General features: G+C 67.1%; 19 protein-coding genes. 13 read left to right on the forward strand and 6 right to left on the reverse strand.

Going from position 1 to position 21977, the window contains the following annotated elements; all coding sequences use genetic code 11:
- Window positions 1-7: 7 nt before the first annotated feature.
- Together AC5P9L_RS05535 and AC5P9L_RS05540 are read right to left on the reverse strand one after the other, a co-directional pair.
- A complete protein-coding gene (locus tag AC5P9L_RS05535; RefSeq protein WP_262101609.1) occupies window positions 8-712 on the reverse strand; it encodes an AraC family transcriptional regulator in 705 nt (234 codons plus the stop codon).
- A 271-nt stretch (window positions 713-983) separates the two neighbouring features.
- A complete protein-coding gene (locus AC5P9L_RS05540; RefSeq protein ID WP_005410044.1) occupies window positions 984-1418 on the reverse strand; it encodes a VOC family protein in 435 nt (144 codons plus the stop codon).
- A 337-nt stretch (window positions 1419-1755) separates the two neighbouring features.
- Between AC5P9L_RS05540 and AC5P9L_RS05545 the strand changes: the two genes are divergently transcribed.
- Window positions 1756-4551 (forward strand): beta-glucosidase family protein, encoded by a 2796-nt coding sequence (locus AC5P9L_RS05545; protein WP_262101610.1) that lies wholly within the window; start codon window positions 1756-1758, stop codon window positions 4549-4551.
- 101 nt (window positions 4552-4652) lie between these two features.
- Here AC5P9L_RS05545 and AC5P9L_RS05550 read toward each other — a convergent pair whose 3' ends face one another.
- Window positions 4653-5549 (reverse strand): LysR family transcriptional regulator, encoded by an 897-nt coding sequence (locus AC5P9L_RS05550; protein WP_262101611.1) that lies wholly within the window; start codon window positions 5547-5549, stop codon window positions 4653-4655.
- 105 nt (window positions 5550-5654) lie between these two features.
- On the opposite strand from AC5P9L_RS05550, the gene AC5P9L_RS05555 reads away from it, so the two are divergent.
- From AC5P9L_RS05555 to AC5P9L_RS05565, 3 genes are all read left to right on the forward strand, one after another.
- Entirely contained in the window at window positions 5655-7013 is a 1359-nt protein-coding gene (locus AC5P9L_RS05555) for an MFS transporter (protein WP_099484868.1), read from the forward strand.
- A complete protein-coding gene (locus tag AC5P9L_RS05560) occupies window positions 7013-7399 on the forward strand; it encodes a DUF4440 domain-containing protein (RefSeq protein ID WP_279915563.1) in 387 nt (128 codons plus the stop codon). The genes AC5P9L_RS05555 and AC5P9L_RS05560 overlap by 1 nt, the downstream gene beginning before the upstream one ends.
- 221 nt (window positions 7400-7620) lie before the next feature.
- Window positions 7621-9531, forward strand: coding sequence for a CocE/NonD family hydrolase (locus tag AC5P9L_RS05565; protein ID WP_043035207.1), 1911 nt, complete (start codon window positions 7621-7623; stop codon window positions 9529-9531).
- 370 nt (window positions 9532-9901) lie between these two features.
- Here AC5P9L_RS05565 and AC5P9L_RS05570 read toward each other — a convergent pair whose 3' ends face one another.
- Window positions 9902-10855 (reverse strand): helix-turn-helix transcriptional regulator, encoded by a 954-nt coding sequence (locus tag AC5P9L_RS05570; RefSeq protein ID WP_005413776.1) that lies wholly within the window; start codon window positions 10853-10855, stop codon window positions 9902-9904.
- A 447-nt stretch (window positions 10856-11302) separates the two neighbouring features.
- On the opposite strand from AC5P9L_RS05570, the gene AC5P9L_RS05575 reads away from it, so the two are divergent.
- The 7 genes from AC5P9L_RS05575 to AC5P9L_RS05605 all read left to right on the forward strand — a co-directional run bounded on the left by AC5P9L_RS05575 (window position 11303) and on the right by AC5P9L_RS05605 (window position 19188).
- Window positions 11303-12061 (forward strand): SDR family NAD(P)-dependent oxidoreductase, encoded by a 759-nt coding sequence (locus AC5P9L_RS05575; protein ID WP_164173416.1) that lies wholly within the window; start codon window positions 11303-11305, stop codon window positions 12059-12061.
- A 126-nt stretch (window positions 12062-12187) separates the two neighbouring features.
- A complete protein-coding gene (locus tag AC5P9L_RS05580; protein ID WP_005413774.1) occupies window positions 12188-12640 on the forward strand; it encodes an MgtC/SapB family protein in 453 nt (150 codons plus the stop codon).
- Window positions 12641-12863: 223 nt separating this feature from the next.
- Window positions 12864-14522 (forward strand): L-lactate permease, encoded by a 1659-nt coding sequence (gene lldP / locus AC5P9L_RS05585; RefSeq protein WP_262101612.1) that lies wholly within the window; start codon window positions 12864-12866, stop codon window positions 14520-14522.
- A gap of 53 nt (window positions 14523-14575) precedes the next feature.
- A complete protein-coding gene (lldR, locus tag AC5P9L_RS05590) occupies window positions 14576-15340 on the forward strand; it encodes a transcriptional regulator LldR (protein ID WP_005410034.1) in 765 nt (254 codons plus the stop codon).
- A 4-nt stretch (window positions 15341-15344) separates the two neighbouring features.
- Window positions 15345-16484 (forward strand): FMN-dependent L-lactate dehydrogenase LldD, encoded by a 1140-nt coding sequence (gene lldD / locus AC5P9L_RS05595; protein WP_279915562.1) that lies wholly within the window; start codon window positions 15345-15347, stop codon window positions 16482-16484.
- Window positions 16481-18181, forward strand: a complete 1701-nt coding sequence (dld, locus tag AC5P9L_RS05600; RefSeq protein ID WP_165710544.1) for a D-lactate dehydrogenase — start codon at window positions 16481-16483, stop codon at window positions 18179-18181. The genes lldD and dld overlap by 4 nt, the downstream gene beginning before the upstream one ends.
- 122 nt (window positions 18182-18303) lie before the next feature.
- Window positions 18304-19188, forward strand: coding sequence for a hypothetical protein (locus AC5P9L_RS05605; protein WP_149501188.1), 885 nt, complete (start codon window positions 18304-18306; stop codon window positions 19186-19188).
- 94 nt (window positions 19189-19282) lie between these two features.
- Here AC5P9L_RS05605 and AC5P9L_RS05610 read toward each other — a convergent pair whose 3' ends face one another.
- A complete protein-coding gene (locus tag AC5P9L_RS05610; protein ID WP_005413768.1) occupies window positions 19283-19579 on the reverse strand; it encodes a hypothetical protein in 297 nt (98 codons plus the stop codon).
- 170 nt (window positions 19580-19749) lie between these two features.
- Between AC5P9L_RS05610 and AC5P9L_RS05615 the strand changes: the two genes are divergently transcribed.
- Window positions 19750-20406, forward strand: a complete 657-nt coding sequence (locus AC5P9L_RS05615) for a hypothetical protein (RefSeq protein ID WP_060380805.1) — start codon at window positions 19750-19752, stop codon at window positions 20404-20406.
- Between the two features lie 68 nt (window positions 20407-20474).
- The gene (locus AC5P9L_RS05620) at window positions 20475-21251 is read left to right on the forward strand and encodes a CDP-diacylglycerol diphosphatase (protein ID WP_060380804.1); all 777 of its coding nucleotides are present in this window, start codon (window positions 20475-20477) and stop codon (window positions 21249-21251) included.
- Here the strand turns inward: AC5P9L_RS05620 and AC5P9L_RS05625 are convergent.
- Window positions 21248-21847, reverse strand: coding sequence for a GNAT family N-acetyltransferase (locus AC5P9L_RS05625; RefSeq protein WP_060380803.1), 600 nt, complete (start codon window positions 21845-21847; stop codon window positions 21248-21250). The genes AC5P9L_RS05620 and AC5P9L_RS05625 overlap by 4 nt on opposite strands.
- Window positions 21848-21977 lie beyond the last annotated feature (130 nt).

The following is a 21977-nucleotide window of genomic DNA, read 5'->3' on the forward strand; positions in this document are numbered from 1 at the left end:
GAACATGTCAGGCCGCGTGCAGCTGCAGGCCCTGCAGCTGCGCGGCACCGATGCCGAACATGCGGCGCAGGCTGCGCGAGAGATGGGCCAGATCGGCGAATCCAGCGGCATGCGCACTGTCGGTCAGGTTGTGACCGCTCAGATGATGCATCAGCGCGCGGCGCAACCGTTGCCACAGCACCCAGCCGCGCAGGGTCACCGCCAGCTCGGACTGGAAACGCCGGTGCAGCTGGCTGGTCGAGAGGTGCGCGGCTTCGGCAATGTCGGCAGCCGGCACCGGGCCGGGCAGGTGCTGGGCAATACGGGCCAACGCCGCCTGCACGCGGCGGTCCAGCGGCTGTGGGCGGCTCAACCGTGGCAGCCAGTCGTGCAGTTCCATCGCAGTGCCGGGCAGCGAGTGCAGGTGCTGCTGGATCTGTTCGAGGTCGGCATGCGCCGGCTCAAGGAACACCGTACAGCCCGCTTCCGGCGCCGACAGGATCGCGTGCGGCTGGAAGGACGGCAGCCACAGCCGTTGGCCCTGCTGCCGTACGCCATCGACTTCGACCTGCCAGGGCGTACCGTCGCTCAGCAGCAGTTGATGGGCGTAGTGCGCATGTACGCTGCTGTCACCGGCATGGCCCTGCAGCACCGCCACGTGAGCATCCAGCAGCAGCGTGCCATTCCAGGGCAGGGCGAGGGAGGACATGGAGGGATTGTAGATCCACGCCATGCGTGGATGAATCTCCATCGAAATCGAGTAATTCGACAATGAAACGAAGAGCATCCACGCATGGCGTGGATCTACTGCAGGTCGCGAGAGACTGTCGAAGGCGGGGTGGGTCCGGTTGCGGGGGCGTGAGCGCCATGGATGGCGCGACCGAGCCTCCAGAGACGGATTCACGGCGTCCCCCGCCAACGGACCCACCCCGCCTACCCACAGGAGCCCCGCTGTTGCTTTGGCCGTTGCCTCTGCGGGTGCCGGGCGCAGCCCGGCCGTCCCCTCACCGGCCGTGCGGATCCGGCCGGTGATGCACGTACTCGACCACCGTGCCATCGGGATGCACCGCGTTGAACGCCGCCCCGGTGGGTACCACCTGCAACGGGAAGATGATCTCGGCGCCAGCCGCGACCAGTTTGTCGTGATAGGGCCGAACATCGTCGACCAGCAGCGTTCCCGTGGTCGAAGTGAACGGCGCCAGCGCCGTCTCGCTGCCCTCGATCAACAGGAACGCACCGACCATTGCCAGACGCAGCCCGGCCTCCGGAAACGGAAACCCCGCATCGGCCACCACACCCTGCAGCTGCTCGTAGAACGCCACGCTGCGCTCCAGCTCACCGGGTGCCACGAACACCCGGATCAACACGCGCGGCGCGCGCTGGCTGGAGGTGTCACAGCGGTCGCGCCAGAGATGGTCGAAGTCGCGATGGACGGTCATGGGCTCGGTTCGTGGCCAGGGACCCTCATTATCGGCAGCCTCGCGCGGCGCGCTGATGACCGCCGGTGATGGCCTGATAACCGCTGGCCGGGTTGCCCCTGTGACTTAGGTCCTGTTGACAGGTGTGAACGCCCTCGCACAATCTTCACAGGATTGGGTCGCCCTGCGCGGCCCGGGCAGGCAGGTTGTCACGCCGGGAGGAGGGTCCCGCGCGCAGACCGGCCCGTCCATCGGCCTGCGGGACGTTGCCTGGCAACCCCTGCGCGGCATGAACGCTGCACCCTTCGGCGGCACTTTCCCTGGACCGATTGCCTTGGCAACGGAATTACGCCTGCCGATGAAAACGTTTACAAAGCCGCTTGCACTGTCCCTGGCCCTGTCTGCCGCACTGGCCGCCCCGGCCTGGGCCGACCCCGCCGCGTTCACTGTGCTGACCCTGGAACAGGCCCCGACCGCCGAGGCGATGCCGGCCCTGGCCGCGCAGCTGAAGACCCTGCAGGTGGACGCGGTGAGCGTGCGCCAGGTGCAGCGCGGCATCGGCCAGGTCGATCCGCTGCAGGTGCTGGCCGATGGCCTGGGCTATGAGTACCGCTTCATTGCTGCCGGCAAGGACGATGGCCAGACCCAGCGCGGCCAGGCAGTGCTGACCCGGCTGCCGATCGCTGCTGAATCCGGCCCCGACCAGCCGGGCCTGAACTACCTGCGCCTGGACGACGGCCGCCACACCGTGGCGGTCTATACCGATGCCGGTGCAGGTGCGGCGCAGCTGCCGGCGCTGGTCACCCGTTCGCGGCTGGGTGCACCGGCGGTGCTGCTCGGCGCGGTGGCCGGTGAATCGGCCAAGGCCGCAGGCTTCGATCCGGCGCGTGTCGCGCTGGAAGCCGATGCCAGCTATTTCAGCGATGGCTTCCAGGCCGCCAGCAGTGCGCCGTTCAAGGTGGAAGGCAGTACCCTGCGCGCCACCCTGCTGACCCTGGCCTACGCCGACGACACGCATGGCGACAGGCCGTGGATGGACACCACCCTCAACGCCGACGCGCGCGCTGCGCTGCTGCTGAAGGCGATGACCGAGGATGAGAAGTTCCAGATGCTGCACAGCTACTTCGGGCTGGGCAAGGACGGTGGCCCGCTGCCGGAAGGCGCAGTCGGTTCGGCTGGTTTCGTGCCGGGCGTGGCGCGGTTGGGCATTCCGTCGCAGCAATCGGCCGATGCCGGCGTCGGCGTGACCAATCCGGGTGGCATCCGCCCGGGCGATTTCGCCACGGCGATGCCGTCGGGCCCGTCCACCGCATCGAGCTGGAACCGTGAAGTCGCCTTCGCCGGTGGCGCCACGATGGGCCGCGAGGCATGGCAGCAGCGCTTCAACATCCTGCTGTCGGGCAGCGTCAACCTGCAGCGCGACCCGCGCAACGGCCGCAACTTCGAATATGCCGGTGAAGATCCGCTGCTGGCCGGCTCGATGGTTGGCGCGCTGATCCAGGGCGTGCAGAGCCAGCACGTGATCTCCTCGATGAAGCACTTCGCGCTGAACGACATGGAGACCCGTCGCAACTTCCACGACGTGCGCATCGGCGAACAGGCCATGCACGAGTCGGACCTGCTGGCCTTCGAGATCGCGCTGGAAGCCGGTCGCCCGGGCGTGGCGATGTGCTCGTACAACAAGATCAACGGCACCTACGGCTGCGAGAACGGCTACCTGATGAACCAGGTGCTGAAGCAGGAATGGAAGTTCCCCGGTTTCGTGATGTCCGACTGGGGCGGCGTGCACAGTGGTTCGAAGGCGGCGCTGGCTGGCCTCGATCAGCAGTCGGCCGGTGAAGTGTTCGACGCGGCGGTGTTCTTCGACGAACCGCTGCGCCTGGCCGTGCACGGCGGCGTAGTGCCGCAGGCGCGCCTGAACGACATGGTGGCGCGCATCCTGCGCACGATGTTCCTGCATGGCAACTTCGACAACCCGCCGCAGCACCAGAAGGTGGATGCCGAGGCCGGCTTCGCCGTTGCCCAGCGCACGGTGGAAGAGGGCAGCGTGCTGCTGCGCAATGAGGGCAACCTGCTGCCGCTGGCCGACAGCGTGAAGCGCATCGTCATCATCGGCGGCCATGCCGACAAGGGCGTGATCGGCGGCGGTGGTTCGTCGATGGTGGGCGTGACCGCAAAGGGCACCAATGCGGTGCCGGGCGTGATGCCGACCACCTGGCCGGGCCCGGTGATCTTCCATCCGTCCTCGCCGCTGGAATCGCTGCGTGCGGCGCGCCCGGACGCGACCATCGAGTATGTGGACGGGACCAATGCCGCCGCTGCGGCCAAGGCCGCCGCGCAGGCTGACGTGGCCATCGTGTTCGCCACCCAGTGGGCCGCCGAATCGGTGGACCTGCCGGACATGCAGCTGCCGGACAACCAGGATGCCCTGATCTCGGCAGTGGCCAAGGCCAACCCGAAGACCGTGCTGGTGCTGGAAGCCAATGGCCCGGTGCGCACGCCGTGGCTGGCGCAGGTGCCGGCGATGCTGCAGGCCTGGTACCCGGGCATCCGCGGTGGCGAAGGCATCGCCGCGCTGCTGACCGGCCAGGTCAATCCGTCGGGCCGCCTGCCGGTGACCTGGGTGACGGACGAATCGCAGCTGCCACGCCCGCACATCGACGGCCTCGGCTTCAAGCCGGCCAAGCCGTTTGGTGATGTGTTCGATTTCGATATCGAAGGCGCCAACGTCGGCTACAAGTGGATGGCGGCCAAGGGTCTGACCCCGACCTTCGCCTTCGGCCACGGCCTGTCCTACACCTCGTTCGCCTATGAAAACCTGAAGGTGAGCGTGGAAGGCTCGCGCCTGGTCGCCAGTGTGGACATCCGCAACACCGGCAAGCGCGCCGGTGCCGATGTGGCGCAGCTGTACCTGAAGTTGCCGGCCGGCAACACCACGCCGATCCGCCTGATCGGCTATGACAAGGTGAACCTGCAGCCGGGCGAACAGCGCCGCATCCGCATCGAAGCCGAGCCGAAGACCCTGGCCCACTACGATGCACAGGCGCGCCAGTGGAAGATCGACGGCGGCACCTACCAGGTGCAGCTGTCGCGCAATGCGGCCGAACCGCTGCAGAGCGTGGACGTGCAGCTGGTGGAGCAGGTGCTGCGCTGATGCCTGAAGACACGGCCCGCACAGGGCCGTGTCTGAAAATGGGGACGGAGGGGATTAAGTCGTTTATGCACAAACGACTTAATCCCCTCCGTCCCCATTTTTCATTTGCCAAACCACCCGCGCAGGAAATCGATCAGCTGCCGTACCTTCGGTGAGGGCTGCGTGCTGTGCGGGTAGACCGCGTACACGCTCTGCTGCGGGAAGCGGTGCTGGCGCAGCACCGGGCGCAGCCGGTCCTGGGCCAGGTCGTCCTCGATCAGCCAGCGTGGCAGCACGGTGACCCCGGCGCCGGCCACGGCGAAGGCACGCAGGCTGCTGGCACCATCTACGCGCACCACCGCATTGCCCGGGTTGGTGGCAAACAGGGCGTCGCTGCCATCCGGCGCCACCACCGGCACGTCGGCCAGGCGCGGGTAGCCGAGGCGGGGCAGGGTGCCCAGCTGCACGGGGTCGTCGGCAGCATCGGCAGAGGGCAGGCGTGCCAGTAGGGACGGAGCCGCCACGGGGCACAGTGGATGGCGTTCCAGTTCGCTGGCGTGCAGGCCCGAATCGGGCAGACGGCCAAGACGGATCGCCAGGTCGAAGCGCTCGGGAATCAGGTCCGCCGGCGCGGGAGACGTGGACAGGTGCAGCTGCAGCGCCGGGTGCAGCGCACGGAACGCCTCCAGCGCAGGAATCAAGCGTAGCTGCGCGTACTCCGGGGTGGTGGTCAGGCGCAGCACGCCCTGAAGCTGGTGCTGGTCGCGGCGCGCGGCATCGATCGCTGCCTGTGCGGCATCCAGCGCCTGCACGCAGTGCTGCAGGAACTGCTCGCCAGCGTCCGTCAGGGCCAGGTGGCGGGTACTGCGCAACAGCAGGGTCACGCCCAGCTCCTGCTCCAGCCGCTTCAGGTTGAAGCTGACCACCGCACGGCTGAGGCCGAGCCGATCGGCTGCTGCGGTGAGGCTGCCGGCCTCGACCACGGCGCGGAAGATGTCGAAGCGATCGAGGCTGACCATGGCAATTCATTGTCAAAGTGGATTTGACAGTGTTGCAGTTGCTGTCGTGTTTTTCCAACAAGGCCCGCACGGCATGCTGGCCGCTTCCCTGCTGGAGCGCCGCCGATGCCGTCCCCCCGCCTGCGCCATGAGGCGATCTTCCTGCTGGTGTTCGCCCTGGATCTGGTCAACATGTTCATCGCCACGGTGGCCTATCCGGCACTGGCAGCGGAACTGCACGCTGATGTCGGTACCCTGGCCTGGGTGGGCACCGCCTACATGCTGGGCCTGAGCGTGGTGATTCCGCTGGCGCCCTGGTTGGCCGCGCGCTGTGGTGAGCGTCGCCTGCTGCTGGTGGCGTTGCTGTTGTTCGCGGTTGCCGCTGTGCTGGCCGGCGCCGCACCGGGTATCGGCTGGCTGCTGGGCTGGCGCCTGCTGCAGGGGCTGGCCGGTGGCCTGCTGATTCCGGTGGCACAGGCGGCAGCGTACCGACAATGCACGTCCGACCAGCGTGGCGCGCTGACCCGGCGCATCCTGCTGGTGGCGCTGCTGGTGCCGGCATTGGCGCCCGCGTTGGGCGGGCTGCTGGTGCAGTGGTTGTCCTGGCGCGGCGTGCTCTGGGCCAGCCTGCCACTGGCCGTGGTGGCGATTGGACTGGTGCTGGCGTGGATGCCGGCCGATGGCGGGCGTAGTGCGCCACGCCTGCAGGGCTATGCGCTGTCCACCGCGATGCTGGCGCTGGGCGCGTTGCTACTGGCGCTGACCTGGCTGGGCGAGTCCGGACATCGCGGCGCAGGTGCCGTGTTGCTGTTGATCGCAATGCTGTTGGCGGCGGCCCACCTGCGGCATGCACGGCAGCAGGCGCAGCCCCTGCTGCGCTGGTCGCTGCTGTCCCATCGGGGCCTGCGCCTGGCGATGCTGGTCTATCTGGCAGTGCCCGGTGTGTTCATCGGCAGCCAGCTGGTCAGTACGCTCCAGCTGCACCAGGCCGGTTACAGCGCGGCACGCATCGGCGGGTTGATGCTGCCCTGGGCGCTGGCCTCGGCCATTGCGATCACGGCCAGCAAGCGCCTGCTGGCGCGCTTCGGCCCGGCCACGGTACTGCGTATGGGCATGCTCCTGCAGGCCAGCGGCCTGCTGTTGATGGCGATGCTGCCGCAGCCGGCCTTCGCGTTGGCCGGGCTGCTGTTCGCGCTGATGGGCGCCGGTGGCAGCCTGTGCAGCAGTACCGCGCAGACGCTGGCTTTCCACGGCGTGGAGGGTGAAGCGCTGGGCGATGCCAGTGCCCTTTGGAACCTCAACCGTCAGCTCAGTTTCTGCCTTGGTACTGCCGCCATTGCGCTGTTGCTGGCGCTGGCCATGCAATGGCTGCCGGCCCATTCCACCGGCGTGGCGCTGGGTCTGGCCGCCGTACTTACCCTGCTGCCAATGGCGTTGCTGCGTCGGCCCCAGAGGATCACCCTTTCGCAACCGGAGAACACTTGATGGCTACGACCGCAGAACATGAAATCCACCACCTGCACGACAAACTGCAGGCCTGGTTCCGGGCCGAGGTGGCTGCGGATGCGCTGGATGATCTGATGGCGCATTTCTGCGCGGACTTCAGCATGGTCGGCATCGCGGGTCGCAGGCTGGACCGGAGTGCCGTGCAGGCACTGTTCGCGGGTGGTCATGGCGCGCGCCCAGGGCTGCAGATTTCCATCGGCGCCGTGCAGGTAGTGGATGCGCCGTTGCCGCTGGCGGTGCTGCGCTATCGCGAAGGGCATTCGCTCGATGGCGGCCAGCCCACATGGCGAGAGTCGCTGGCGGTGCTGCGCCAGGAGCAGGGGCGTTGGCGTTGGCTTGCGTTGCACGAAGTGCCGATGGCCTGACCGGCAGTGCCGGCCGCTGGCCGGCAACCGCGTAACGCGCCCCAGGATCATGAAGTTGCCGGCCAGCGGCCGGCACTACCGGTCGTTGGCGAGCGCGGCAGCACCGCGGGCACATGTGCCATCAGTCCTGCCTGCATCCGCCGCAGAATGCAAAGCCCGCCCACACCTCACGGCTCGAGGCAGGAGTAGGCTTGAGGCTTTCCTGCCGGGAGGGGTTGTCCATGCGTGTGCGTGCCGTCGCTGTAGCCATTGCCCTTTGCCTGTCCAGCACCGTGCTGGCCGCCGATACCCCGCCGATGACCCCGGACATCAGCGGCAAGCCCTTCGTTGCCCCCGATGTCGGTCGTGACTACGACAAGCGCGTGGTGATGGTGCCGATGCGTGATGGCACCAAGCTGTATACGGTGATCGTGGTGCCCAAGGGCGCCCGCAATGCCCCGATCCTGCTGACCCGCACGCCCTACGATGCCGCTGGCCGCGCCAGCCGCAGTGATTCGCCGCGCATGCGCGACCTGCTGCCGCAGGGCGACGAGGTGTTCGTCGACGGCGGTTACATCCGCGTGTTCCAGGACATCCGTGGCAAGTACGGCTCCGAAGGCGATTACGTGATGACCCGGCCGTTGCGCGGGCCGTTGAACAACACCAAAGTCGACCACTCCACCGACGCCTGGGACACCATCGACTGGCTGGTGAAGAACGTGCCGGAGAGCAATGGCAAGGTCGGCATGCTCGGCTCGTCGTACGAGGGCTTCACCGTGGTGATGGCGCTGACCGACCCGCATCCGGCGCTGAAGGTGGCCGCACCGCAGAGCCCGATGGTCGATGGCTGGATGGGCGACGACTGGCTCAACTACGGTGCGTTCCGCCAGGTCAACTTCAACTATTTCGCGATGCAGACCGAGAAGCGCGGCAAGGGTACGCCGCTGCCCAGCCTCGGCTATGACGACTACAGCACTTTCCTGCGGATCGGTTCGGCTGGCGACTACGCGCGCTTCACCGGCGTGGACCAGCTGACCTGGTGGAAGAAGCTGGTCGAGCACCCGGCCTATGACGGCTTCTGGCAGGGTCAGGCGCTGGACGCGGTGATGGCGAAAACACCGTTGAAGGTGCCGACCATGTGGCTGCAGGGCCTGTGGGACCAAGAGGACATGTGGGGCGCCAACCACGCCTACCAGGCAATGGAAGGGCGCGACAGCGGCAACAACCGCAATTACCTGGTGATGGGGCCGTGGCGGCACAGCCAGGTGAACTACAGCGGCAGCGAACTGGGCGCGCTGAAGTTCGACGGCGATACCGCGCTGCAGTTCCGCCGTGATGTACTCAAGCCGTTCTTCGACCAGTATCTGGTGGACGGTGCGCCGAAGGCGGACACGCCGCCGGTGCTGATCTACAACACCGGCGAAAACCACTGGGATCGCCTGAAGGGTTGGCCGCGCAGCTGCGACAAGGGCTGTGCCGCCAGCAGCAAGCCGCTGTACCTGCGGGCCGGCGGCAAGCTGGCGTTCCAGGCGCCGGCGGCGGGCGAGGGGGACTTCGAGGAGTACGTGTCCGACCCGGCCAAGCCGGTGCCGTTCGTGCCGCGTCCGGTCCGCTTCGGTGACCGCGATATGTGGACCACCTGGCTGGTCAAGGACCAGCGCTTTGTCGATGGTCGCCCGGACGTGCTGACCTTCATCACCGAACCGCTGACCGCGCCGCTGCGCATCGGCGGCGCGCCGGTGGTGCACCTGCAGGCCTCGACCAGTGGCACCGACAGTGACTGGGTGGTGAAGCTGATCGACGTGTATCCGGACCAGGAAGCGTCGACGCCGGAGATGGGTGGCTACGAGCTGCCTGTGTCGCTGGCGATCTTCCGTGGCCGCTACCGCGAAAGCTTCAGCGATCCGAAGCCGCTGGCGGCGAACCAGGTGCTGCCGTACCGCTTCGACCTGCCCAATGCCAACCACACGTTCCAGAAGGGCCACCGGGTGATGGTGCAGGTGCAGTCCAGCCTGTTCCCGCTGTACGACCGCAACCCGCAGACCTACGTGCCGAACATCTACCTGGCCAAGCCAGGCGATTACCAGAAGGCCACGCAGCGGGTCTGGCACAGCGCGGCGCAGGCGAGCTACATCGATCTGCCGGTGTATTGAGGTTGGTGAGATCCGCCGGGTGTGCGATACCCGGCGGCTGGGGTGGTGCCGGCCGCTGGCCGGCATCCGCGATGGCGCAGGAGCGTGTCGACCAAGGTCGACACCTACCAAGGCTGGGCCATGGCATGTCGATTCAGGCGGGTGTGGTAGTGCCGGCCGCTGGCCGGCATCCGCAATGGCGCAGGAGCGTGTCGACCAAGGTCGACACCTACCAAGGCTGGGCAATGGCATGCTGATCGACCAAGGTCGAGACCCACCAGAGCGGAGCCATCGCAGGTCGATTCAGGCGGGTGTGGTAGTGCCGGCCGCTGGCCGGCATCCGCGATGGCGCGGGAGCGTGTCGACCAAGGTCGGCACCTACCAAGGCACCTCACCCCACCTTCGAGGGGCCCGTGCGCCAGCGGCTGGGGACCAGGCCGAAACGCTTGCGGAATGCCGCGGCGAAGTTGCTGGGATGACGGTAGCCGCTGGCGGCGGCGGCCTGCTCGACCGTCCAGCCGTCCTCGCGCAGGCCCTGTTCGGCGTGGCGCATGCGCTGCTCGTGCAGGTAGTCGAACACCGAGCAGCCGTACTGCTGGGCGAAATGACGGCGCAGCGAGCTGGGGCTCATGCAGGCCAGCTGGGCCAGCTCGACCAGGCTGTGGGCGTGGCTGGGGTCGTCATGCAGGTAGGCACGCACGCGCTCCAGGCGCTCGCGCTGGCCGGCCCGCAGCGTTCGTACAGGGTCGGTCTGCAGATCCTCGGCCTTCAGGCCAACGGCCAGCAGCTGCAGAGCAACGCCCTCGCGCCACAAGGCGTCGATGCCATCTTCCCATGGGCTGTCGAACAACTGGCCGAGTACCGGCAGCAGGGTATGCGGAATGGCCCAGTGGCGGCATTCCAGGTGGCTGTTGAGCGCGGTCTCCAGCTGCGGCAGATGGAACAGATCCGGATCGATCTGGCCGGGCACCATGACGCTGACGCCGCGCATGCGCGTTTCGCCGGGATGCGCACCGGTCATCTCGACCTGCTCGCGGTGGTGCGCGGTCATCGCCGTGCCGGCGCGCAGGGTGAAACCACCGCGTCGCGGAATGCGCACATCGACCTGGCCCTGCAGCATCACGCGGATGGCCAGGCCGGGACTCTGCTGGGCGGTCGCTACATAAGGAAAGCGATTATGGACGTCGGAGGCGATCAGGCTCATGCCGCCGCGCAGGAACTGCTCGTTGACCTCGCCATGGCCGGCCCACTGGTCGTCGCGCAGGTGTTCCGGGTCAGCGCGGTAATCGAAGCCATGACGGTGGCCGAAGCGGCGGTAATCGGCAAAAGTGAAGTATCGGGACATCGCTCGGCACGTACTTTGGAGGTGGACGCTGGCATTACCTCGCCCACGCGCTCTGCAACGCAGATGCGGATCCGGTCGTTACCCGCGCAGGCATGCTGGGAAGCAGTGGCGTGGGCACTCTGGATGGCTGGGGAAACGCCAGGTTGAATGGAGTGTGTCGAAGAAACTGGAAACGTTTCCCATTGTCGCCTCGATTCGCGCGCTTTTGATTCCGATAGGGTCAAAACGATTGACGATTACGGCCAAAGTGAAAATGCCGCCGAGCATACGCCGGCGTTTTGCATGCATATCCGTACGTAATTCCATACATCAACTTGAGTTGAGGTTTCATGGCTGGAACGATCGCCCGTAGACGCGGTGTCAGCCAGGCCATCACAGGCACGCGCGTAGGGTGGGGCGGTTGGCTGCTGCAGGCCACTTCGATACCCCCACTGATGGAGAACGCAGATGATTGACTACCAACTCACCGGCAAGACCGCGATCGTGACCGGCGGCGTGTCCGGCATTGGTCTGGCCGTGGCGCAGACCCTGGCGGCGTCCGGCGCGCGGATCTCGGTCTGGGACCTGAAGCAGGATGCGGTGGATGCTACCGTGGCGCAGTTGCGCGATGCCGGCGCACAGGCGATTGGCATCGCGCTGGACGTCACCGACGATGCAGCGGTGGAGGCGGCGGTGCAGCGCACGATCAAGGAACTCGACGGCCTGCATGTGGCGGTCAACAACGCCGGTATCGGCGGGCCGGCCGCCAGCAGCGGTGACTATCCGATCGATGGCTGGCAGCGGGTCATCGACGTCAACCTCACCAGCGTGTTCCTGTGCCAGCGTGTGCAGATCCGGGCAATGCGAGCCGCTGGAACCGGCGGCAGCATCATCAACATGGCCTCGATCCTGGGCCAGGTGGGGTATGCCGGTTCCACCGCTTATGCGGCGGCCAAGCACGGCGTGGTCGGGCTGACCCAGACAGCCGCGTGGGAACATGCCGCCGACGGCATTCGTGTCAACGCGGTCGGCCCGGGCTTCATCAGCACACCGCTGCTGGAGAAGATGGACCCGAAGGTGCGCGCCACGCTGGAAGGCCGTCACGCCTTGAAGCGGCTGGGTACGGCCGAGGAAGTGGCGGCGCTGGTGGCCTGGCTGGCCAGCGACGATGCGTCGTTCGCGACCGGCGCGTACTACGCCATCGATGGTGGCTACCTGGCGCAGTGAGCGAATGCGGTCAGTAGATCCACGCCATGCGTGGATGAATGCGTGCGGTGAAGAAGGCGTGCCATCGCCTTCACCGCCGTCCCACGATCGCCGCGCGACGCTCCGGGAAAATTCCGGAGCTTTCCCATGGAACTTACCCAGGATGTCTCGATCCTGCTGCGCGTTGCCGCAGCGATGCTGTTCGGCGGCGTGCTCGGCGTCGAGCGCGAGATGGGCAAGCACGCCGCTGGCCTGCGTACGCACATGCTGATCGCAGGGGCCGCCGCGTTGATCGTCGGCCTTGGCGACTCGGTGGCCGAGCATTTCCAGCAGGAGCGCTACCGCGACCTGCTGCAGGTTGATCCGGTACGCCTGATCGAAGCGGTGGTGGCCTGTGTCGGCTTCGTTGCCGCTGGCACCATCCTGCGTGGGTCACGCGAGGACCAGGTCAGCGGCCTGACCACGGCCAGCTCGCTGATCATGGCAGCGGCCATCGGGATTGCGGTGGGGATCAGCAAGTACGTGATCGCCATCGGGGTGAGCGTGCTGTGCGTGCTGGTGCTGGCGGTGATGCGGCGGTTGGAGAAAAGGATCTCGTAGGGAATCTCGAATTGCCGGCCAGCGGCCGGCACTACCATGCGGACTGAATGGTCGGACCAATATGGCATCTAGCCTTATGGTCTAATAGGTTCCTCGCCGGAGTGGCGGTTAAATCCGCTGCAAGTGGTCTGATCGAAACCATTATTGGTACGACCAATAATCGACAGCCACGGCGATCCACCGCCTGCGGTGGGGCACCTTCCGCATCCAGTCGAGAGTCTTCATGCAGCCCTGGCAACACCTGTACGACCCCGCCGGCAACCTGTGGTTGTCCAGCCTGATCGCGCTGCTGCCGATCGCGTTCTTCTTCGTTGCCCTGGCCGTGCTGCGCATGAAGGGCTGGCTGGCCGGCACGATCACCGTGGCCATCGCGCTTGGCGTGGCGCTGCTGTTCTACCGCATGCCGCTGAGCCAGGCGCTGGGTGCGGCCGGCTTCGGCTTCGTCTACGGCCTCTGGCCTATTGCCTGGATCATCATCGGCGCGGTGTTCCTCTACAAGGTCTCGGTCAAGACCGGTCAGTTCGACATCATCCGCGCTTCGATCCTGTCGGTGACCGAAGACCAGCGCCTGCAGATGCTGATGGTCGGCTTCGCCTTCGGTGCCTTCCTGGAAGGCGCGGCTGGTTTCGGTGCGCCAGTGGCGATCACCGCGGCGCTGCTGGTCGGGCTGGGCTTCAAGCCGCTCTATGCCGCCGGCCTGTGCCTGATCGTCAACACCGCGCCGGTGGCGTTCGGTGCAATGGGCATTCCGATCATCGTGGCCGGGCAGGTCACCGGCCTGGATGCCTTCGAGATCGGCCAGATGGCCGGTCGCCAGCTGCCGTTCCTGACCGTGATCGTGCTGTTCTGGATCATGGCGATCATGGATGGCTGGCGTGGCATCAAGGAAACCTGGCCGGCGGTGCTGGTGGCCGGTGGCTCGTTCGCCATCGCGCAGTACCTGACCTCCAACTTCATCGGTCCGGAACTGCCGGACATCACCGCCTCGCTGGCGTCGCTGGTCTGCCTGACCCTGTTCCTGCGCCGCTGGAAGCCGGTACGGATCTTCCGCTTCGATACCGAAACCAGCGCCGAGGCGGCCGCACAGGCACTGGAGGCGCCGCACTACAGCGTCGGCCAGATCGCCAAGGCGTGGTCGCCGTTCCTGATCCTCACCGCGATGGTCACGCTGTGGAGCATCAAGCCGTTCAAGTCGCTGTTCGCGGCAGGCGGCCCGCTGGAAGGCTGGGTGCTGAAGCTCCCGGTGCCGGGCCTCGACCAGATGGTGCAGAAGATGCCACCGATCGTGGGCGCGCCGCTCAGCTATGAGGCGGTCTACAAGTTCGACTGGTTCTCGGCCACCGGCACCTCGATCATCCTCGCGGCGGTGATCGCGATCATCGCGCTGCGCATGCCGGCCCGGTCGGCGCTGCAGACCTTCGGCGAAACCGTGCGTGAGCTGCGCATGCCGATCTACTCGATCGGCATGGTGCTGGCCTTCGCGTTCATCGCCAACTATTCGGGCCTGTCGGCAACGCTGGCGCTGGCACTGGCGCACACCGGCGACGCCTTTCCGTTCTTTTCGCCGTTCCTGGGCTGGCTGGGCGTGTTCCTGACCGGCTCGGACACCTCGTCCAATGCGCTGTTCTCGGCGCTGCAGGCGACCACCGCACAGCAGATCGGCGTGTCCGACGTGCTGCTGGTGGCGGCCAACACCACCGGCGGCGTCACCGGCAAGATGATCTCGCCGCAGTCGATCGCCATTGCATGCGCGGCGGTTGGCCTCGCAGGCAAGGAATCGGACCTGTTCCGCTTCACGGTCAAGCACAGCCTGGTCTTCACCACCATGGTCGGCCTGATCACCCTGGCCCAGGCCTACTGGCTGACATGGATGATTCCCTGAGCCATGCCGCGCGGCCTGACCCCCTGTTACGCGCTTCGGGCCACAATGGCGCCATGAGCACGCAACGTATCTCGGACAAGGTGGCCGCACAGCTGCGCGGCCTGGTGCAGGAACAGCGGCTGCAGCCGGGCGACCGCCTGCCGGCCGAACGCACCCTGGCGGTGCAGCTGGGGGTCTCGCGCACCGCGCTGCGCGAGGCCATCGCGCAGCTGGCCAGCCAGGGCCTGCTGACCGCACGGGTTGGTGGCGGTACCTACGTGGCCGAACCGGCGGCGCGCGCGCGGCAGGCGCTGGATGAACCACTGGCGCCGTACCTGCCGCTGTTCCAGGGCGACCCGGAATACCGCTTCGACGTACTGGAGATCCGCCATGCGCTGGAAGGCGCCACCGCCTGGCATGCGGCGCTGCGTGCCACCGACGAGGACCGCACGCGCATCGCGCAGGCCTTCCAGACCATGATGGACGCGCACGGCAAGAACGACCCCACCGGTGAAGCGGAGGCTGACGCGGCCTTCCACCTGTCCATCGCCGAGGCCTCGCACAACCTGGTGCTGCTGCAGGTGATGCGCGGCCTGTTCGAATTGCTGCAGACCAACATCTCGCAGAGCCGCGAGAAGCTCTATACCTCGGCGAGGACCTTCTCGCCGCTGTCCGACCAGCACCGCGAGATGATGGACGCGGTACTGGCTGGCGACCCGGAACGCGCGCGCGCCGCCGCGCATGCCCACCTCGAGTTCGTGCACACCACGCTGCGCACCCTCGATGACAACGAAGCCCGGCGCGCGCGGGCCTCGCGCCTGCCTTCCCCACACGGTTGACCCCATGATCATCTCCGCCTCCACCGATTACCGTGCCGCAGCGCAACGCCGGCTGCCGCCGTTCCTGTTCCACTACATCGATGGCGGCGCGTATGCCGAGCACACGCTGAAGCGCAACGTTTCCGACCTGTCCGACATCGCGCTGCGCCAGCGCATCCTGCGCAACATGTCCGACCTGAGCCTGGAAACCGAGCTGTTCGGCGAAAAGCTGGCAATGCCGGTGGCGCTGGCCCCGGTCGGCCTGACCGGCATGTATGCCCGGCGCGGTGAAGTACAGGCGGCGCGCGCGGCCGACAGCCGAGGCATCCCGTTTACCCTGTCCACCGTATCGGTGTGCCCGATCGAGGAAGTGGCACCGGCCATCCAGCGGCCGATGTGGTTCCAGCTGTATGTGTTGCGCGACCGTGGCTTCATGCGCAATGCGTTGGAGCGAGCACAGGCCGCCGGCGTGACCACGCTGGTGTTCACCGTGGACATGCCGGTGCCGGGTGCGCGCTACCGCGATGCACACTCCGGCATGAGCGGCCCGAATGCCTCGCTGCGCCGTATCGGCCAGGCCATCACCCATCCGCACTGGGCGTGGGACGTGGGACTGTTCGGCCGTCCGCATGATCTGGGCAACATCTCCACCTACCGTGGCAACCCGACCGGGCTGGAGGATTACATCGGCTGGCTGGGCAGCAACTTCGATCCCTCCATTTCCTGGAAGGACCTGGAGTGGATCCGCGAATTCTGGAAGGGCCCGATGGTGATCAAGGGCATCCTTGACCCGGATGACGCGCGTGATGCGGTCAGGTTCGGTGCCGATGGCATCGTGGTCTCCAACCACGGTGGCCGCCAGCTGGACGGCGTGCTGTCCACCGCGCGCGCACTGCCGGCGATTGCCGACGCGGTACAGGGCGATCTGAAGATTCTCGCCGATTCGGGCATCCTTACCGGCCTGGACGTGGTGCGCATGCTGGCGCTCGGTGCCGATACCGTGCTGCTGGGGCGTGCCTTCGTTTATGCGCTGGCCGCGCAGGGCGAGGCCGGCGTGGCCAACCTGCTGGACCTGATCGCCAAGGAGATGCGCGTGGCGATGACACTGACCGGTGCGCGTCGCATCGCTGACATCGGCCGCGATTCGCTGGTCAGCCTGCCATGAATGGCCACGATGCCGTGCTGGCACAGTTGCGCGACGCGGTCGGCAGCCGCCATGTACTGACCGGCGACAAGGCCACGCGCCGCTTCCGTCGCGGCTACCGCTTCGGCGATGGCCCGGTACTGGCAGTGGTGCGCCCGGGTACCTTGCTGGAACTGTGGCGCGTGCTGCAGGCAGCGGTGCAGGGTGGGGCGGCGGTCATCCTGCAGGCGGCCAATACCGGGCTGACCGGTGGCTCGACCCCGGACGGCGATGACTACGGCCGGCCGATCGTGCTGGTCAGCACGCTGCGCCTGACCGGCATCCAGCTGTTGAACGAAGGCCGCCAGGTGCTGTGCCTGCCCGGTGCCACGCTCGACCGCCTGGAGCAGACGCTGGCACCGCTGGGCCGTGAACCGCATTCGGTGATCGGCTCGTCCTGCATCGGCGCCTCGGTGCTGGGCGGCATCTGCAACAACTCCGGCGGCGCGCTGGTGCGCCGTGGCCCGGCCTACACCGAGCTGGCGCTGTACGCGCGGGTCGATGCGCAGGGCCAACTACAGCTGGTCAACCATCTCGGCATCGCGCTGGGCGATACGCCCGAGCAGATCCTGCAGCGCCTGCAGGCCGGCGACTACAGTGCGTCGGATGTGGGGGACGGCGACGGCCGCGCGGCCTCCGATCCGCGCTACGCCGACGAAGTGCGCAAGGTCGACGCCGATACCCCGGCGCGCTTCAATGCTGATCCCAGCCGCCACTACGAGGCTGCCGGTTCGGCCGGCAAGCTGGCGGTGTTCGCGGTGCGCCTGGATACCTTCGAAAAGGAGGCCGCCGAAGTCTTCTACATCGGCAGCAACCGCACCGACAGCCTCACGGCGATCCGGCGCCAGCTGCTGACCGGCTTCGAGCGCCTGCCGATTGCCGGTGAGTACATCCACCGCGATGCCTATGACATCGGCGAGCGCTACGGCAAGGACAGCTTCCTGCTGATCGATCGCCTCGGCACCGCACGTGTACCTGCCGCGTTCGCATTGAAGAGCCGCGTCGACGGCTGGTTCGAACGGCTGGGCCTGCGTGGGGTGACTGACCGGGTGATGCAGGTTCTGACCGGCCTGCTGCCCTCGCACCTGCCCAAGCGCATGGGCGAGTTCCGCCAGCGCTACGAGCATCACCTGTTGCTGAAGGTCTCTGCCCAGGACGCTGCGGAAACCGAGGCCTGGTTGCGCGCCTTCTTCGCCGGGCACGAAGGCGGCTTTTTCCACTGCACGGCCGAGGAGGGGCGCAAGGCGTTCCTGCATCGCTTCGCCGTGGCCGGTGCCGCGGTGCGCTACCGCGAAGTGCATCGCGGGCAGGTGCAGGACATCGTGGCGCTGGACATTGCCCTGCGCCGAGATGACGGCGACTGGTTCGAGCAGTTGCCGGCCGATATCGACGGCCGCCTGCTGCACAAGCTGTATTACGGGCACTTCCTGTGCCACGTGTTCCACCAGGACTACATCGCCCGCAAGGGTGAAGACCCGATGGCGATCGAGCACGCAATGTGGGCATTGCTGGACCAGCGTGGTGCCGAGTACCCGGCCGAGCACAATGTCGGTCACCTGTACCCGGCCAAGCCGGCGCTGGCCGGGTTCTACAGGCAGCTGGACCCGAGCAACACGTTCAATCCCGGTATCGGCCAGACCTCGAAGGCCAAGGGCTGGGGTGGCTGCGATTGCGGATGATGTAGAGCCGACCCTATGCTCGGCTGCTCCTGCCGACAGACAGCAGACGAGCATGGCTCGACGCCGCCCGGGCAACGCCCGGGCAACGGTTACCATCGGAAGCCCATCCGCAGGAGCCATCCATGCCCACCGCCGCCGTCCGCGCCACCCTGTGCACTGCATTGCTGGCGACCCCGCTGCTGGCGCTGGCCCAGAGCGCGATCCTGCCGCAGCAGCGCGATGCCGCCGGCAACGTGATGGAGCCGCTGGGACAGGTACTGATCGCGAGTGAGACTGGACCGTCGGGGCTTTATGACTGCACGCGGGACGGCAACTGGTGCGTACGCGTGCAGCCGGTTGCCGAGGAGGGTAACCGGCCGACCGTGCTGGAAGTGCTTGAGAAGGCACCGGGCCAGGGCAAGCCGCACACCTACCACGTCAGCATCGACGTGCCGCAGGAAAGCGAGCTGTCGCTGTGGCCATGGATCGTGCGGCTGGCCCCTGGCGTGGGCAGCGATGAACCGGTGACCGACCCGCAGCAGCGCGCCCGCCAGAATGTGCTGGTGGGTGGCATCGTCAAGTTCAGCACCATGTACTCCGGTGGAGGTGCCGACGCGTCCACGCTGCAGCTGGCACGCGTGCGTCACCTGCAGGACGACATCCAGGTGGACGACGACGTGCTGACCGTGCCATGGCTGGGCAATGCGATGATCCGCGCCTGTTTCAGCGAGCAGGACATCAGGCAGCGCGCCGGTGCCTGCCACGACGAATACGGGTTCTCGGCGAAGCTGGCGCTGGATACGGTTGCCGAGGGCATGCCAGTGCTGCGCTACCAGACCGTGGCGACCCGGTACCCGGCCGGTGTTTCGCGCTTCGAGGATTCGCTGGCCAGGGGGCCGCTGAAGAAGCAGGATCTGCGCATCGAACAGGACCCGGCGTGTACCTACACCCGGCTGTTCCGCTTCGGGGCGGGGATGTTCCACCCGGACCAGGCACTGCCGGACTGTGCCGGCTATACCGAACCCTGAATTGTAGCGTCGAGCGATGCTCGACGGGTCTTCGGATGGGCGGCGCGAAAAGCCAGTCGAGCATGGCTCGACCCTACAAAAGCGGTGGCGGCGCTTACTCGCAGCGCGTGGACGTGATGATGTTGTCCTTGTCCACGAACACGCGCAGGCGGTCCTGGCGGATGTCCTTGGTGGTGATGGTGCTGGGGCCGATCGGGTTGACCAGGCCGGCGCCACTCTCGCGGGACAGGCGGCGGATGTTGGGCTCATTGGCCGGCTGGCCGATCGCCCAGCCCAGCTGGCTGGCGTCGCAGCGGCCGCTGCCTTTGACTTCCGGGCCAGGCGTACTGACACAGGCCGACAGCAGCAGGGCAGAGGCCGGCAGCAACAAGGACAGACGGAATGCAGACATGCGAGCGCTCCTGCGCAGGGAAGATGGCGGGAACGATAGCACCGAGCGTGCGAAAGGCGTCAGCGTCCCGGTCATTGCCGGCACAGCGTGGTCATTGCATAGTGGGAGGAATGGCTGGCAGTACGCCAGCGGGCAGGCCGGGCCTTTCCGGCGCAGATGTTGGATACGGTATGACGGCAGGCAGTTTCCGCGGCAAAGACAAGACGATGACGGCGCTGGTGTTGTCGTTGCTGGGCGTGGCGTTTGCCGCCTCCGCTGCCGATCCGGAACCCGCGCCGGTCGAAACCCCGGTATTCGGTGCCTGGCGCAACCTGCAGACCGAAGCGGGCTACGCACCGGCCCAGCGTAACCTGGCCTTCGCCATGCTGCCGCAGGCGGCCACCCGCGGTGACCGTTTCGCCATTCTTGACCGCGAAGGCAAGCGCACAGTGTGCTGCCTGCAGGTTGCCAGCCCCTCGCTGGGCGTGGCCGCGCTGCGCGAGCAGTACCACCTGCCGCAGGCCTGGGTGACCGACCTGAGCAATGGCCGCAGCCCCGCACGTCCCTATGTGCCGCACGTCTATGCGATGCAGCGGGTGGACGAGCTGGCCGACTACAGCTTCGCCGATGTGCCTGGCGCCTACAGTGACCTGGGCGGGCTGCTGATTCCGGAAGGTGCCGCGCTGGAGGCCGACGGCAGCGCCGTGCGCCTGGGGGACACCCGCTACCCGCTGCATTTCCAGCGCCAGCCGCACGCCGATGACGATGGGGCGCTGGACCGCTACAGCCTGCAGGCCGGCGAGGGTGCCGCCCCGATCGTGGTTGAAGTGCCGTTCGGCACCTACTGATTGCAGCTTCGCACTGGCTAGAATGCAGCGCGGTGCTGTCTGCCGTGCCTGCTCCGTGAGTCGTTGCCGTGTCCCTGCGCCCCTTCCTGCTGTCGTCCCTGCTGCTGTTGTCCGCCTGTGCCAGTGCGCCGCCGCCGCCGGCCCATTCCGATGCATTGTGGCGATTGATCGAACGTGACTGCCGGGGCGCCGAAGGTCCACGCGGCGACTGCCTGCACGTGGAGACAGCCGCAGACCGCCGCGATGTGCTGGTCAAGGATGCGCACGGCGACTACCAGTTCCTGCTGATGCCGCTGGACAAGGTCAGCGGTATCGAGAGCCGCAGCCTGTACCAGCGTGGTGCACCGAACTACTTCGCTGCCGCCTGGCAGGCGCGCAGCCACACCGAACAGGCCCTGCGGCAACCACTGCCGCGCAACGTCGCCAGCCTGGCGTTGAACTCGCCGCACGGCCGCTCGCAGCACCAGCTGCATATCCACGTGGATTGCCTGCGCGCCGACGTGCTGCAGGCGCTGGACACGCATGCTGCCGCCCTCGGCAGCCGCTGGGCACCGCTGCCGGTCCTGCTGCGCGGCCATCAATACCAGGCACGCCTGCTGGCGGGCGCGGAACTGACCGCCAATCCGCTCAATCTGCTGGCTTACGATCTCGCAGGCGTGGACGATGTTGGTCAGTGGAGCCTGGTCGTGGCCGGCCGGGACGCCGTGCAGGGCGCCCCGGGCTTCATCCTGCTGGCGACCCGGGTGGACGCCGGCACCGGCAACGAGGCCAGCGCCGAAGAACTGCAGGACCACGCCTGCTCGGTGCTGACCGGCGCAGGCGACGCGTTGGAGCGGGTCCGCTAACCCGGTGGCTGCTGGCGGCTGCGCCAGACCGGTGCAGTCAGCGCCAGCAGCTGGCGGTCCTGCCAGCCATCCAGATCCAGATGATGGTCGCGCAGCAGGCCTTCGTGCTCGAAGCCGAAGGCGTGCAGCGCAGTGGCGAACGGGTCACTGCAGTCCGGTGGCAGCATCACGAACAGGCGGTGCACGCCCACATCCTCGAACAGGAACGGGCACAGCGCGCGCAGCGCTGCATCCACGTGCGGGTGCCAGTGCTGCAGCGACAGAAGCTCGGCGCAGCGCGTATGCAGGGACTGCAGGCGGACATGCAGCTGGTCCAGGACAGTGCCGTGCTCGTCATCGAACACACCCAGCAGCAGCTGGTCGTTGTCCTGCTCCAGCCGCGAGCGATGCATGTGGGCAAGGAAGCGGGCTTCTTCGTCGATACCGGCCGGATGGCGGCGCCCGCGCCGGCGGCGGTCGTCGAACAGGCGCCAGGCCGGCAGATCGGCCCGCTGGAACGGGCGCAGGGTGACCGGTGCCATCTGCAACTGCAGCAGATGGCGGCGCGACACAGGGCGCAGCGGGGGGAGGAGGGATGTGGGGTACGGGGTCATCATCCCCGGAACGATGGCAATGCCCGGTTCGCCAGACCATTCAAAAGATTGCAAAAACGCGACGATCACCGGGCGGAGCCTGATTCGGTTCAGGCATAAGTCCATCAGGGCTGGTCATTTCCGTTGAAACCAT

The sequence above is a fragment of the Stenotrophomonas sp. YJH_SMC_64 genome, assembly GCF_059371375.1.

What these genes read in the sequence shown, in the direction of transcription:
- lldR (WP_005410034.1), top strand. Translation starts at nt 14,576, where the DNA reads ATGAGCACGCAACGTATCTCGGACAAGGTGGCCGCACAGCTGCGCGGC.
- AC5P9L_RS05540 (WP_005410044.1), bottom strand. Translation starts at nt 1,418, where the DNA reads ATGACCGTCCATCGCGACTTCGACCATCTCTGGCGCGACCGCTGTGAC.
- AC5P9L_RS05545 (WP_262101610.1), top strand. Translation starts at nt 1,756, where the DNA reads ATGAAAACGTTTACAAAGCCGCTTGCACTGTCCCTGGCCCTGTCTGCC.
- AC5P9L_RS05610 (WP_005413768.1), bottom strand. Translation starts at nt 19,579, where the DNA reads ATGTCTGCATTCCGTCTGTCCTTGTTGCTGCCGGCCTCTGCCCTGCTG.
- AC5P9L_RS05580 (WP_005413774.1), top strand. Translation starts at nt 12,188, where the DNA reads ATGGAACTTACCCAGGATGTCTCGATCCTGCTGCGCGTTGCCGCAGCG.
- AC5P9L_RS05625 (WP_060380803.1), bottom strand. Translation starts at nt 21,847, where the DNA reads ATGATGACCCCGTACCCCACATCCCTCCTCCCCCCGCTGCGCCCTGTG.
- AC5P9L_RS05570 (WP_005413776.1), bottom strand. Translation starts at nt 10,855, where the DNA reads ATGTCCCGATACTTCACTTTTGCCGATTACCGCCGCTTCGGCCACCGT.
- AC5P9L_RS05550 (WP_262101611.1), bottom strand. Translation starts at nt 5,549, where the DNA reads ATGGTCAGCCTCGATCGCTTCGACATCTTCCGCGCCGTGGTCGAGGCC.
- AC5P9L_RS05615 (WP_060380805.1), top strand. Translation starts at nt 19,750, where the DNA reads ATGACGGCAGGCAGTTTCCGCGGCAAAGACAAGACGATGACGGCGCTG.
- AC5P9L_RS05575 (WP_164173416.1), top strand. Translation starts at nt 11,303, where the DNA reads ATGATTGACTACCAACTCACCGGCAAGACCGCGATCGTGACCGGCGGC.
- AC5P9L_RS05605 (WP_149501188.1), top strand. Translation starts at nt 18,304, where the DNA reads ATGCCCACCGCCGCCGTCCGCGCCACCCTGTGCACTGCATTGCTGGCG.
- AC5P9L_RS05560 (WP_279915563.1), top strand. Translation starts at nt 7,013, where the DNA reads ATGGCTACGACCGCAGAACATGAAATCCACCACCTGCACGACAAACTG.
- lldP (WP_262101612.1), top strand. Translation starts at nt 12,864, where the DNA reads ATGCAGCCCTGGCAACACCTGTACGACCCCGCCGGCAACCTGTGGTTG.
- AC5P9L_RS05555 (WP_099484868.1), top strand. Translation starts at nt 5,655, where the DNA reads ATGCCGTCCCCCCGCCTGCGCCATGAGGCGATCTTCCTGCTGGTGTTC.
- AC5P9L_RS05535 (WP_262101609.1), bottom strand. Translation starts at nt 712, where the DNA reads ATGGCGTGGATCTACAATCCCTCCATGTCCTCCCTCGCCCTGCCCTGG.
- lldD (WP_279915562.1), top strand. Translation starts at nt 15,345, where the DNA reads ATGATCATCTCCGCCTCCACCGATTACCGTGCCGCAGCGCAACGCCGG.
- AC5P9L_RS05565 (WP_043035207.1), top strand. Translation starts at nt 7,621, where the DNA reads ATGCGTGTGCGTGCCGTCGCTGTAGCCATTGCCCTTTGCCTGTCCAGC.
- dld (WP_165710544.1), top strand. Translation starts at nt 16,481, where the DNA reads ATGAATGGCCACGATGCCGTGCTGGCACAGTTGCGCGACGCGGTCGGC.